The sequence below is a fragment of the Pseudomonas sp. KBN12P06040 genome, from assembly GCF_037574965.1.
Taxonomy (GTDB): Bacteria; Pseudomonadota; Gammaproteobacteria; order Pseudomonadales; family Pseudomonadaceae; genus Pseudomonas; species Pseudomonas aeruginosa.
The window spans coordinates 1,422,803-1,435,321 of the sequence record NZ_JBBELS010000001.1 but is presented as its reverse complement, the minus strand read 5'-3'; the positions used below and the strand labels follow the sequence as shown (position 1 = coordinate 1,435,321).

The following is a 12,519-nucleotide window of genomic DNA, read 5'->3' as shown; positions in this document are numbered from 1 at the left end:
CCGCCATGGCGGGGTTGACGCTCAGGTCACAGGCCCATGACCAGATTCAGGTACCGTCTGAGTATGGCGCGCATTTCGTCCACGGCCAGTTGCTCGACCCCGTCCACGAGGCCCTGATATTCCATCTGCAGAATAATCGACGTCAACACCTTGGCGTCCTGCTCGGGCTGCCCGGAACCGAGCACCTGGAAGAAATGCACGGCGCCGAGGGAGAGGATCCGCTGGTGGGCATCGGCCAGTTCGCGCAGGCGCGGGTTGAGCAGCGCCTCCTGGCGGAAGGCCTGTTCGGCCAGCAGGTGCTCGCGGCGCTCGGTGAGCTGGACCTGGACATACTGCACGGCCAGCTCGACGATCCGTTCCACCAGCGAGCCACGGGCGCCGGGGTCGTCGGCCAGCACCGCGGCCATCTCCTGGAGGTCGCCCTCCACGCTGCTCCAGAACGCCGACAGCGCCTCTGCGTTGCGCTCGACGAAGAGGGCGAAGGTGTCGGTGATGAGATCGTCGATGTCCTTGAAGTAGTAGGTGGTGGCCGACAACGGCACCTGGGCCTCGGCGGCCACCGCGCGGTGGCGCACGGCCCGTACGCCGTCGCGGACGATCAGGCGCATGGCGGCATCGAGAATCGCCTGGCGCCGCTGCTCGCTGCCCTGGCGGCTGGCCTTGCGGCCCTGGTAACGAACGCTTTCGGCTACCGCGCTGGCGGCCTGCGCGGCGCTGTCTCTGGGAGCTACTCGGGACACGGTGTTTCCTCCGCTCGCGGACGATGGAGCATTGTTCGGACTTTTTCGCGTGGAATCAATCGGCCGCTACCGGGGAAGCTCCGATCCCACCCGCACCTCCCGTGGTCAGCCGGCAGATCGGCGGCTATCGACCCCTGGCCCGGCGGCCGGGACACCGCGCGGCCATGAAAAAACCGCCCGAAGGCGGCTTTTCCATGGACTGTTGCGGCGCTCAGGCCTGCGGGCGCATGTGCGGGAACAGGATCACGTCGCGGATCGACGGCGAGTTGGTCAGCAGCATCACCAGGCGGTCGATGCCGATGCCTTCGCCGGCGGTCGGCGGCATGCCGTATTCCAGGGCATTGATGAAGTCGGCGTCGTAGTGCATCGCCTCGTCGTCGCCGGCGTCCTTCTCCTTGACCTGCAACATGAAGCGCTCGGCCTGGTCCTCGGCGTCGTTCAGCTCGGAATAGGCATTGGCGATCTCGCGGCCGCCGATGAACAGCTCGAAGCGGTCAGTGACGCTCGGGTCTTCGTCGTTGCGGCGGGCCAGCGGCGAAACCTCGAAGGGGTAGCGGGTGATGAAGTGCGGCTGCTCCAGCTTGTGCTCCACGAGTTCCTCGAAAATCATCACCTGCAGCTTGCCCAGGCCTTCGTGGCCGAGGACCTTGGCGCCGGCCTTCTTGGCGATGGCCCGCGCCTTCTCGACGTCGTTGAGGTCGGCAGCGCTGATCTCCGGGTTGTACTTGAGGATCGAATCGAACACCGACAGGCGCACGAACGGCTCGCCGAAGTGGAAGACCTTGTCGCCGTAGGGCACGTCGGTGGTACCGAGTACCGCCTGGGCCAGTTCGCGGAACAGTTCCTCGGTCAGGTCCATGTTGTCTTCGTAGTCGGCGTAGGCCTGGTAGAACTCGAGCATGGTGAACTCGGGGTTGTGCCGGGTCGAGACGCCTTCGTTACGGAAGTTGCGGTTGATCTCGAAGACCTTCTCGAAACCGCCGACCACCAGGCGCTTGAGGTACAGCTCCGGGGCGATGCGCAGGAACATGGCCATGTCCAGCGCGTTGTGATGGGTCTCGAACGGCTTGGCCGCAGCGCCGCCGGGGATGGTCTGCAGCATCGGGGTCTCCACTTCGAGGAAACCGCGCTCGCTGAGGAAACGGCGGATGTGGGCGATGACCTGGGAACGCACGCGGAAGGTGTGGCGGGTTTCCTCGTTGACCATCAGGTCGACGTAGCGCTGGCGGTAGCGCTGCTCGGTGTCGGTCAGGCCATGGTGCTTGTCCGGCAGCGGACGCAGCGACTTGGTCAGCAGGCGCACGCTGGTCATGTCGACGTACAGGTCGCCCTTGCCCGAGCGGGCCAGCACGCCTTCGGCGCCGATGATGTCGCCCAGGTCCCAGGTCTTGATCTCGGCCAGGGTTTCTTCCGGCAGGGTCTTGCGGTTGACGTAGACCTGCAGGCGCTCGCTGCTGTCCTGGAGGACGATGAAGGAACCGCGGTTGAGCATGATCCGACCGGCCACCTTGACCGGGATCGCTGCGGCTTCCAGCTCTTCCTTGGTCTTGTCGGCGTACTGTTTCTGCAGGTCCGCGAAGTAGGCGTCGCGGCGGAAGTCGTTGGGGAAGGCGATGGCCCGGGCTTCGCGCACGGCGGCAAGTTTTTCCTTGCGCTGGGCGATCAGCTTGTTTTCTTCCTGTTGCAGTTCGTGCTGGTCGAGTTGTTGGTCGCTCATGGTCTTGGTGGTTCCTGGTTAGGCTCTCTTGCCTGTGGAAACGGATTGCAACAGGGGCGAAAAGCGTAGCGAACGCCGGCCAGGCAAGGCGGGAAATGGCGAGGACACGGAGTTCACGATCGTAAAAAACGAGCAGTCCGAACCATTTTCCAACGCGGCCTGGCCAGGCGCAGCAGCTTTACAGCCCCTGTTTGAGGCTGGCTTCGAGGTACTCGTCTAGATCGCCGTCGAGCACCTTGTCGCAGTCGCTGCGCTCGATACCGGTACGCAGGTCCTTGATCCGCGACTGGTCGAGCACGTAGGAGCGGATCTGGTGGCCCCAGCCGATGTCGGACTTGGAGTCCTCCAGGGCCTGGGACGCGGCGGTACGCTTCTGCATTTCCAGCTCGTACAACTTGGCCCGCAGCATCTTCATCGCGGTGTCCTTGTTGGCGTGCTGGGAGCGTTCGTTCTGGCACGCCACCACGGTATTGGTCGGCACGTGGGTGATCCGCACCGCCGAATCGGTGGTGTTCACGTGCTGACCGCCCGCGCCGGAGGAGCGGTAGGTATCGATGCGCAGGTCGGCCGGGTTGATCTCGATCTCGATGTTGTCGTCGATTTCCGGCGATACGAACACCGCGGTGAACGAGGTGTGGCGACGGTTGCCGGAGTCGAACGGACTCTTGCGCACCAGGCGGTGCACGCCGATCTCGGTGCGCAGCCAGCCGAAGGCGTACTCGCCCTTGATGTGCACGGTGGCGCCCTTGATGCCGGCGACCTCGCCCTCGGACAGCTCGATGATAGTGGCGTCGAAGCCGTGCTTGTCGGCCCAGCGCAGGTACATGCGCAGCAGCATGTTGGCCCAGTCCTGGGCCTCGGTGCCGCCGGAGCCGGCCTGGATGTCCAGGTAGGCGTTGTTCGGGTCCATCTCGCCGCTGAACATGCGGCGGAATTCCAGCTTCTCGAGGATCTCGCGCAGACGCTCGACTTCGTTGGCAACGTCGTCGACGGCGCCCTCGTCGTCTTCCTCGACCGCCATGTCCAGCAGGTCGCGGGAATCGGCCAGGCCGCTGGTCAGGTCGTCCAGGGTTTCCACCACCTGCGCCAGCTGGGCGCGCTCGCGGCCGAGGTTCTGGGCGTATTCGGGGTTGTTCCAGACGTTGGGGTCTTCGAGCTCGCGGTTTACTTCGACCAGGCGATCATGCTTCTGATCGTAGTCAAAGATACCCCCGAATGGTCTGGGTGCGCTCGGAGAGGTCCTTGATGCTGTTGAGGATCGGGTTGATTTCCATGGCTGGCGCTCACTCGCGGGAAAACGTCGAAAAGCTGCGAAGTATACTGCACTTGCGCCCTGCGGGCAGTACGCCGGCCTCTATTTAATGCCGGCCGGCGACGCATGGCCGCCGCGCGCCGCTCAGCCCGCCGGGGCTGGCGGCACCGGCTGTTCCATCAGGCCAACCTGGTTGCGGCCATTGTTCTTGGCCTGGTAGAGCGCCTGGTCGGCCATCTCGATGAGAACCCGGAAGGTCTGTCCGCCGCCGCCCGGCACCAGGGTGCTGACGCCGATGCTGACGGTCAGGTACGAGCCCGGGCGTGGCTGGTCGTGGCTGATCTGCAGGCTCTCCACCGTACGCCGGACCTTTTCCGCCAGCAGCCGCGCGCCGCCCGGCGAGGTGCCCGGCAGGACCATGGCGAACTCCTCGCCGCCATAGCGCGCCGCCAGGTCCGAGGAGCGACTGCAGCCCTCGCGGATGGCCCCGGCGACCTGGCGCAGGGCCTCGTCGCCGGCGACGTGGCCGAAGGTGTCGTTGTAGCTCTTGAAATAGTCCACGTCGATCATCAGCAGCGACAGTTGCGACTGCTCGCGCAGCGAGCGGCGCCACTCCATCTCCAGGTATTCGTCGAAGTGACGACGGTTGGAGAGCCCGGTCAGGCCGTCGGAGTTCATCAGCCGCTGCAGCACCAGGTTGGTCTCCAGCAACTGCTGCTGGCTCTCGCGCAGCGCCCGATAGGCCTCGTCGCGTTGCTGCAGGGCGATGTACGAACGCGAGTGGTAGCGGATCCGCGCCACCAGCTCGATGGCGTCCGGCAGCTTGACCAGGTAGTCGTTGGCGCCGGCGGCGAACGCCGCGCTCTTCACCGTCGGCTCTTCCTTGGTCGACAGGACGATGATCGGGATGTCGCGGGTCGCCGGGTTGCCGCGGTAGGCGGCGAGCAGCGTGAGGCCGTCGACGCCGGGCATCACCAGGTCCTGGAGGATCACCGTCGGCTTGATCTGGTTGGCCACCGCCACCGCCTGCTGCGGATCGGAACAGAAGTGGAAGTCGATGCCCGCCTCGCTCGCCAGCGAGCGACGCACAGCCTCTCCGATCATGGCCTGATCATCGACAAGCAGTACCATGACCGCGCCGTCCAGAGGGGCGCCCAGGTCGGTCTTGCTCTCATGAGGGTTGTGCATGTTTCTCTCCGGGACCGGGGCCCCTCGTATCAAATTGAATGCTGTTCCACGCACCGCCACGGCGGGCGCCGGCGCCTACCCTGGCGCCTGACCGGACTCGCGCCCGGCTAATCGAATACCTCCGCCAGGCGCGGGGCGATCTTTTCCAGGGAAAGGATCTGCACCGCGGCATCGATCGCCGCCGCGGCCTTCGGCATCCCGTAGACCGCGCAACTGGCCTGGTCCTGGGCGATGGTGAGGAAGCCGCGCTCGCGCATCTGCTTGAGGCCCTGGGCGCCGTCGCGGCCCATGCCGGTCAGCAGCACGCCCACGGCGTCGCCACGCCAGTAGTTCGCCACGCTCTCGAAAAACACGTCGATGGACGGCCGGTAGACGAAAGAACGCGGTTCGGCGGTGTACACCAGCGAACCGTTGCGCAACAGGCGGATGTGATTGTTGGTCCCCGCCAGCAGGATCTGCCCCGGTATCGGCGGCTCGCCATCGCGCGCCAGGCGCACCGGCAGCTTCGATTCGCTGGCCAGCCATTCGGCCATGCCGGCGGCGAAGACCTCGTCGACATGCTGCACCAGCACCACCGCGGCATTGAAACTGGCCGGCAGTTGCTTGAGCAACACCGCGAGCGACGCCGGACCGCCAGCCGAGGCGCCGATCGCCACCAGACGCTGGCGCGCCCCGCCGGCCTTCGGCGGCACCACCTGGACCTTGCCACGGTTATCGCGCTGGCCGATCAGCCAGCCGACGTTCTGAATCTTGCGCAACAACGGCGCCGCCGCCGTTTGCGGGTTGCCGATGCCCAGCGCCGGCGTGTTCACCGCATCGAGCGCCCCATATCCCATCGCTTCGAAAACCCGGTGCACATTCTGCTCGATATCGACGGTAACAATCACGATCGCGCAAGGACTTTCCGCCATGATCCGACGAGTTGCCTCGACGCCGTCCATCACCGGCATGAGCAGGTCCATCAGCACCACGTCGGGCGTATCGGCGGCGCACTGGGTCACCGCCTCGGCACCGTTGCTGGCGACCCAGACGATCTGGTGCTGCGGCTCGAAGGCCAGCGCGCGGCGCAGCGCCTCGACGGCCAACGGCATGTCATTGACGATTCCGATCCTCAACCCTGTGCTTCTCCGATCAGGACGACGACGGCATCCAGCAAGGCCTCATCGTGGAAACTGGCCTTCGCCAGATAATAGTCGGCGCCGGCGTCGAGACCGCGCCGACGGTCCTCCTCACGATCCTTGTAGGACACCACCATCACCGGCAGCGACTGCAGGCGGCTGTCGCGACGCACCAGGGTGACCAGTTCGATACCGTCCATGCGCGGCATGTCGATATCGGTGATGAGCAGGTCGAAATGCTCCGAGCGCAGGGCGTTCCAGCCGTCCATGCCATCCACCGCCACTGCCACGTCGTAGCCGCGGCCGAGCAGGAGCTTGCGTTCCAGCTCACGCACCGTGAGCGAGTCGTCGACCACCAGGATGCGCTTGCGTTGCGCCCCGCCGGCCTGCCGCCGGCTGCGATCGATGCGCTCCAGGCGGCCGCTGCTGAGCAGCTTGCCGACCGAATGCAGGAGGTCCTCGACGTCCAGGATCAGCACCGGCGAACCGTCGTCCAGCAAGGCGCCGGCGGAAACGTCGCGCACCTTGCCCAGGCGCGGATCTAGGGGCATCACCACCAGGGTGCGCTCGCCGACGAAACGCTCCACGGCGACGCCGTAGACTGCATCGCGGTCGCGCACCACCACCACCGGGATGGCCCCTTCGGTGCGGCTGCTCTCGGGCCGCTGCAGCAGTTGCGCAGCCGAGACCAGGCCGACATGGCGCCCCTCGTACCAGAAGTGCTGGCGACCTTCGAGCTGGACGATCTCCTCCGCCTCCAGCTCGCACATGCGCTCGATGTGCGCCAGCGGAAAGGCGTAGGCCTCCTCGCCGATCTCCACCACCAGGCTGCGCACCACGGACAGGGTCAGCGGCACCTCGACGTGGAACAGCGTGCCCTGCCCCTGGCGTTGCTCCATGCGCACGCCGCCACGCAACTGGCGGACCATGTGCTGCACGGCGTCCAGTCCGACGCCGCGACCGGACACCTCGGTGACCTGCTCGCGCATGCTGAAGCCGGGCAGGAAGAGAAACGCCAGGAGTTCCTCCTCGCTCAATTGCGCCGCGGTCTCGGCGGTGGCGAACTGGCGATTGAGCACGGTCTCGCGCAGGCGCTGCAGATCGATGCCGCCGCCGTCGTCGCTCAGTTCCAGGACCAGCATGCCGGCGTGGTGGCGGGCGCGGATGGTGATCCTGCCCTCGGCCGGCTTGCCGGCGGCGAGGCGGGTTTCCGGCGCCTCGATACCGTGATCGACGGCATTACGCAGCAGGTGGGTGAGCGGCGCTTCGAGTTTTTCCAGGACATCCCGGTCGACCTGGGTGCTTTCGCCCTCGACCAGCAGGCGCACCTGCTTGCCCAGCGAGCGGCCCAGGTCGCGAACCATCCGCGCCTGGCCGCTAAGGACGTCGGCGAACGGTCGCATCCGCGAGGCCAGCGCCGCGTCGTAGAGCACCTGGGCGCGCTGGCCGCCCTGCCAGGCGAACTCGTCGAGATCGGCGATGTGCTGCACCAGCATCTGCTGGCATTCGCCGATCAGTTGCCGCGCCTCGCCGAGCATGGCCTGGGCCTGCGGGTCGAGGGCGGTTTCCTGGACCGTCTCGCGTACCACGTCGAGCGCGCGGCTGGCGCTGGACTGCAGGCGACGCAGGCGTTGCAGGGAATCGGCCAGCGGCTTGATGCGCTGGAACTCCACCAGCGACTTGCTGGAGATATCCAGCAGCCGGTCCAGGCGCTCGGCGGTGACCCGCAGGACCCGGCTGCGGCGCTCCTCGGCCTGTTCGCCGCCCGCCTGCCCGGCGGGCTCCTCGTCGTTGTCGTCGCTGGCGGCCGCTGACGCCGCTGGCGGCGCCTCGGGGGCCGCTTCCGGCAGGCCGGGAGTCGTCGCCGGCAGCTCCGCGCGGGCCAGCGGCAGGCCGCTGCGCACCAGGCCTTCGAGGCGCTGCACCAGACCGTCGATCTCTTCCCGCCCGGCGCCTTCGGCCCAGCCTGCGTCGCCGGCGGGCGGGGTGCCGATACGCAGCAACAGGTCGCAGCCCTGGAGCAACGCATCGATATGTTCCGATTGCAGGAGCAGGCGCCCGTCCTGCGCCTCCACCAGGCAATCCTCCATGACGTGCGCCACGCGCACGCCGGCGTCCAGCCCGACGATCCGCGCCGCGCCTTTCAGCGAGTGCGCGGCGCGCATGCAGGCTTCCAGTTGGTCGGCCTGGGTCGGGCTGCGCTCCAGCGCCATCAGGCCGGCGTTGAGCACCTGGGTCTGGGCCTCCGCCTCGAGCCGGAACAGCTCGAGCAGCGACGCGTCTCTCATCTGGTCCGGGGTCATGCCAGGCTCCGCGCTACGGCTTGCAGGAGAGGGCCTTCGTCGAGCAGGGTGATGCTCCGCTCACGCCATTGCAGCACGCCGGCCACGTGCCGGCGCGAGGCCTGGCCGTCGGCGTGGTTGGGCGGCAGTATCCGCGCCAGCGGAATCGCATGGATGCCGTCGACTTCCTCCACCGGCGCCACCACCGGACCGCCGGCGGCGGAAATGATCAGCATGCGCGGAACCACCCGGCGCTCGCTGACCGGCGCGGCGCCGGGTTCGAGATCCAGCAGTTCGCCGAGGGAAAGGCAGGCGACCAGCGCGCCGCGCACGTTGGTCACCCCTTGCAGGGCGCGCGAGCGCTGGTGCGGCAGGGAATGGATAGGGTTCATCGGCGCCACTTCCACCAGGCTGCCGGTGGCCAGGCCGAACCACTCTTCGCCCAGGCGGAACACCAGGATCGAACGCGTCTCGCCGAGGTCGCTCTGTTCGCGCTGGCTGTCCATCGTTTCGGCGCTGTCGAGCTGGTCCTGGCGCAGGGCGATGCGGTCCAGCAAGTAGGTCGCCGCGGCAGCGTAAACCTCGCAGTTGCGGCAATGGACATGCTCGGCCAGGCGTTCGCAGGACTTGTCGCCATGCACGCCGATGCGGTTCCAGCAGTCATCCACCTGTTGGGTATCGAGCAAGGTCAGGCTCGCCTCAACCATCTTTGTTCACTCCACGGGCCGCACGTTGCTGCAGGCGCCGGGCGCCGGCATGGTCGCCGCGAGCGGCGAGCAGCGCCGCCAGGTGCGCCAGCGCCTCGGCGTGCTGCGGCTCCAGGTACAGGGCCTTGCGGTAGAAATCCTGGGCTTCCTGCTCCTGCCCGGCGACATCGCTGAGCAGCCCGAGCCAGTAGAAGACCGTGGCCGACGGCCCACGCGCGGCCAGTTGGCGCTCGCAGGCGGCGCGCGCCTCGCGGTGCTGGCCGGCATCCGCCAGGCGGGCGATTTCGTCGAACTCGCCGACGGGACTGGCGAGGGGCTGGCCGCTGGCTGGCGGAACCAGGCTGGACAGGCGTTGGCGCGGTTTCGCCGGTGGCGGCGGCGAAGGCCGAACACTCGCACGTTCCGCGGCGGCGGCAACGACCGGGCGCGCTCCGTCGCTCACCGCTTTGGGCCGCGCGCCGCGGGGCGCCTCGCTGGTCCGGCGGAACACGAAAGACAGCGGCACGCCGATCGGCTGCATGCCATGCTGGCTGAGCAGGCTCGCCTCGGCTGGTCCGATGAACATCGCGCCGTCCGGCCGCAACAGGCGCTTGAGCACCTCGACCACCTCGCTCTGGGTCGGGCGGTCGAAATAGATCAGCAGGTTGCGGCAGAACACGAAATCGTAGGGTGCCTCGCCCGCCAGTAGCCCGGGATCGAGCAAATTGCCGCAACGGAAGCGCACCTTGCGGCGAACCTGCTCGGCCAACTGGTAGCCATCGGCAACCTCGCTGAAATGGCGGTCGCGAAACCCCAGTTCATCGCCGCGGAAGGAATTCCTGCCGTACACCCCGAGGCTGGCGCGCTCGATCACCCGAGCGCTGACGTCCAGGGCGTCGACCTCGAACAGGTACTCGGAGAGCCCGGCATCGAGCAAGGCCATGACGATGGAATACGGCTCCTCGCCGGTGGAACAGGGCAGGCTGAGGATCCTTAGCGCGCGTCCGCCGCCCAGGCTCGGCAGGCGCTCGAAGGCCAGCCTGGCGAGGGTGGTGAACGACTCCGGGTAGCGGAAGAACCAGGTCTCCGGCACCACCACCGCTTCGATCAGCGCCTGCACCTCGCCCGGCGAGCCGTTCAGGCGCATCCAGTATTCGTCCTCGTCGTGCAGCGCGAGGCCGCTCATGCGCTGGCGTACCGCGCGCTCGATCACCGCGCTGCCCACCGAGCTGGCATCCAGGCCGATCCTGCTCTTGAGCAGGCGTTCGAAGCGATCGTTCATGCCGCCCCCTCGCCGCACTCCGGCGGAAACAGCAGGGCACGCACTTCGTCAGGCAGCAATGCCTCGACCCGCACCCATTGCACCAGTCCCCGCGGACCTTCATAAACCGGACCGAGATAGCGGGCCTCGCCGTTGTCCAGGCCATAGTCGCGGAACGCCGACGGTTCGCAGCGCAGGGTATCGGTGGCCTGTTCGAGGATCAGTCCGAGCCAGACCGGCTCCCGGTCCTGGCGGGCGCGGTATTCGACCAGCACGATGCGCGTGCTGGTGCGGGCCAGCGCCGCGCGGCCGAAGGCCATTGCGCAGAGGTCGAGCACCGGGACCAGGACGCCGCGATGGGAGAACACCCCGGCGACCCATTCCGGCGCCTCCGGAATGCGCTTCAGGCGCAGCAGCGGCAGCACTTCGACCACTTCGCGGGCATCCAGGGCATAGCGGTCGCCTTCCATGCGGAACAGCAGGAACAGCTTGCTGGTGCGTCGATGATCGCCGGTGGAGCGGGACACGGTCACAGCCTCAGACTTTGAAGCGGGATACGCCGTTGCGCAGCCCGTTCGCCACCAGGTTCAGCTCATCGATGGCGAAGCTGGCCTGGCGCAGCGACTCCACGGTCTGCCCGGTGGCCTCGCCCAGTTGCACCAGCGCCTGGTTGATCTGCTCGGCACCGGTAGCCTGGGCCTGCATACCCTCGTTGACCATCTGCACCCGCGGCGCCAGCGCCTGCACCTGCTGGATGATCTGCGACAATTGCTCGCCGACCTGGCCGACCTCGGCGATACCGCGGCGGACCTCCTCGGAGAACTTGTCCATGCCCATCACCCCGGCCGATACCGCCGACTGGATCTCGCGCACCATCTGCTCGATGTCGTAGGTGGCGACCGCGGTCTGGTCCGCCAGCCGGCGCACCTCGGTGGCCACCACGGCGAACCCGCGGCCGTACTCGCCGGCTTTCTCCGCCTCGATGGCGGCGTTCAGCGAGAGCAGGTTGGTCTGGTCGGCGACCTTGACGATGGTGGTGACCACCTGGTTGATGTTGCCGGCCTTCTCGTTGAGGATCGCCAGCTTGGCGTTGACCAGGTCGGCCGCACCCATCACGTGGTGCATGGTTTCCTCCATGCGCGCCAGGCCCAACTGGCCGGAACCGGCCAGGGTCGAAGTCTGCTCGGCGGCACCGGAGACTTCGCTCATGGTCCGCACCAGGTCGCGCGAGGTGGCGGCGATCTCGCGAGAAGTGGCGCCGATCTCCGTGGTGGTCGCAGCGGTTTCGGTGGCGGTGGCCTGCTGCTGCTTGGAGGTCGCGGCGATCTCGGTGACCGAGGTGGTGACCTGCACCGAAGAACGCTGGGCCTGCGACACCAGGCCCTTGAGCTCTTCGGCCATGCCGTTGAAACCGGTCTCGATGGCGCCGAATTCGTCACGCCGGCCGAGGTTCAGGCGTGCGGTGAGGTCGCCACCGGCCATCAGGTCGAGGCTGCGGACGATCTTCTGGATCGGCTGGGTGATCGCCCGCAACAGCAGGAACCCGCAGATGCCGGCTACCACCACCGCCAGCAACAGGGTCACCAGCATGCTCAGTTCGGCGTCGTCCACCGCGTTGACGATGTTCTCCGAGGCGCGATCGGCGATGTCCTTGTTCAGCTCGATCAGCTCGTTGAGGTACTTGCGACCGTCGCGCCAGTGCTCGGTCAACGGGCCGGCGACGAGCTTGCCGGCTTCTTCGAAGCGTTTCTCGCGATACAGCTCGAGCACCTTGTCGTGCTGCTCCAGGTAGGCCTTGCGCACACCCAGGAAGCCGGCGAGCAGTTCGTGGTCGCGGGCCTCGTCCGGGTTCATGGTCTTCTGGTAGGAGGCGATCTGCTGGTCCAGGCGCTCCTCGCTGGCAAGGATGCTGTCAGCCTCGGCCTTGCTCAGCTCGTGGTCGTCGGTGACGCCGAACAGTTCCTGGGTCTGCAGGTAGTTGTCGGTCCACGAACTGCGTACCAGGGTGATGAAGTACATCCCCGGCATGGCGTCGTCCTGGACACGGTAGGCGCCCTTTTCCACCGTCAACATCTTCACGTACGCAGTAGCGGCCATCAGCAGCATGATCGCGATGATCACGGCGAAACTTGCCAGGATTCGCTGGCGAACAGTCCAGTTCTTCACATTTTTCCCCAAGACTCGAGTCCGGATTCGTTCCTGCCGCCACAACGGCCCGTCAATCGCGCGGACTGTATAGGCCGTCCCCGGCACCGGCAAGCAGCGCCATAGGGTT

General features: G+C 67.0%; 10 protein-coding genes. All 10 read right to left on the bottom strand.

Going from position 1 to position 12,519, the window contains the following annotated elements; genetic code table 11:
- Positions 1-26: 26 nt before the first annotated feature.
- Positions 27-740, bottom strand: a complete 714-nt coding sequence (locus VQ067_RS06745; protein ID WP_003092520.1) for a TetR/AcrR family transcriptional regulator — start codon at positions 738-740, stop codon at positions 27-29.
- Positions 741-951: 211 nt separating this feature from the next.
- Complete coding sequence (gene lysS / locus VQ067_RS06740) at positions 952-2,457, bottom strand: lysine--tRNA ligase (protein WP_003092523.1); 1,506 nt, start codon at positions 2,455-2,457, stop codon at positions 952-954.
- Between the two features lie 178 nt (positions 2,458-2,635).
- Positions 2,636-3,731, bottom strand: a protein-coding gene (gene prfB / locus VQ067_RS06735; protein ID WP_010895661.1) for a peptide chain release factor 2 whose coding sequence is annotated in 2 segments (ribosomal slippage) — positions 2,636-3,658 and positions 3,660-3,731 — 1,095 coding nt in all. Because the reading frame shifts where the segments join, the coding sequence is not laid out codon by codon here.
- Between the two features lie 122 nt (positions 3,732-3,853).
- The gene (wspR, locus tag VQ067_RS06730) at positions 3,854-4,897 is read right to left on the bottom strand and encodes a Wsp signal transduction system regulator diguanylate cyclase WspR (RefSeq protein ID WP_003092531.1); all 1,044 of its coding nucleotides are present in this window, start codon (positions 4,895-4,897) and stop codon (positions 3,854-3,856) included.
- Positions 4,898-5,004: 107 nt separating this feature from the next.
- Positions 5,005-6,012 (bottom strand): Wsp signal transduction system protein-glutamate methylesterase WspF, encoded by a 1,008-nt coding sequence (wspF, locus tag VQ067_RS06725; RefSeq protein ID WP_003092534.1) that lies wholly within the window; start codon positions 6,010-6,012, stop codon positions 5,005-5,007.
- A complete protein-coding gene (wspE, locus tag VQ067_RS06720) occupies positions 6,009-8,318 on the bottom strand; it encodes a Wsp signal transduction system sensor histidine kinase WspE (protein ID WP_003129896.1) in 2,310 nt (769 codons plus the stop codon). Before wspE ends, wspF begins: the two co-directional genes overlap by 4 nt.
- The gene (locus VQ067_RS06715) at positions 8,315-9,004 is read right to left on the bottom strand and encodes a chemotaxis protein CheW (RefSeq protein ID WP_003103738.1); all 690 of its coding nucleotides are present in this window, start codon (positions 9,002-9,004) and stop codon (positions 8,315-8,317) included. Before VQ067_RS06715 ends, wspE begins: the two co-directional genes overlap by 4 nt.
- Positions 8,997-10,265 (bottom strand): CheR family methyltransferase, encoded by a 1,269-nt coding sequence (locus VQ067_RS06710; RefSeq protein WP_003129894.1) that lies wholly within the window; start codon positions 10,263-10,265, stop codon positions 8,997-8,999. The genes VQ067_RS06715 and VQ067_RS06710 overlap by 8 nt, the downstream gene beginning before the upstream one ends.
- Entirely contained in the window at positions 10,262-10,777 is a 516-nt protein-coding gene (locus VQ067_RS06705) for a chemotaxis protein CheW (protein ID WP_003129892.1), read from the bottom strand. Before VQ067_RS06705 ends, VQ067_RS06710 begins: the two co-directional genes overlap by 4 nt.
- A gap of 4 nt (positions 10,778-10,781) precedes the next feature.
- Positions 10,782-12,410 carry a Wsp signal transduction system chemoreceptor WspA gene (gene wspA, locus VQ067_RS06700; RefSeq protein ID WP_003092544.1) on the bottom strand — a complete coding sequence of 543 codons (1,629 nt, stop codon included), beginning with the start codon at positions 12,408-12,410 and terminating at the stop codon, positions 10,782-10,784.
- Positions 12,411-12,519 lie beyond the last annotated feature (109 nt).

Bases quoted from the DNA above. Each gene is read 5' to 3' on its own strand.
- VQ067_RS06715 (WP_003103738.1), bottom strand. From the start codon at position 9,004: ATGGTTGAGGCGAGCCTGACCTTGCTCGATACCCAACAGGTGGATGAC.
- lysS (WP_003092523.1), bottom strand. From the start codon at position 2,457: ATGAGCGACCAACAACTCGACCAGCACGAACTGCAACAGGAAGAAAAC.
- wspR (WP_003092531.1), bottom strand. From the start codon at position 4,897: ATGCACAACCCTCATGAGAGCAAGACCGACCTGGGCGCCCCTCTGGAC.
- VQ067_RS06710 (WP_003129894.1), bottom strand. From the start codon at position 10,265: ATGAACGATCGCTTCGAACGCCTGCTCAAGAGCAGGATCGGCCTGGAT.
- wspE (WP_003129896.1), bottom strand. From the start codon at position 8,318: ATGACCCCGGACCAGATGAGAGACGCGTCGCTGCTCGAGCTGTTCCGG.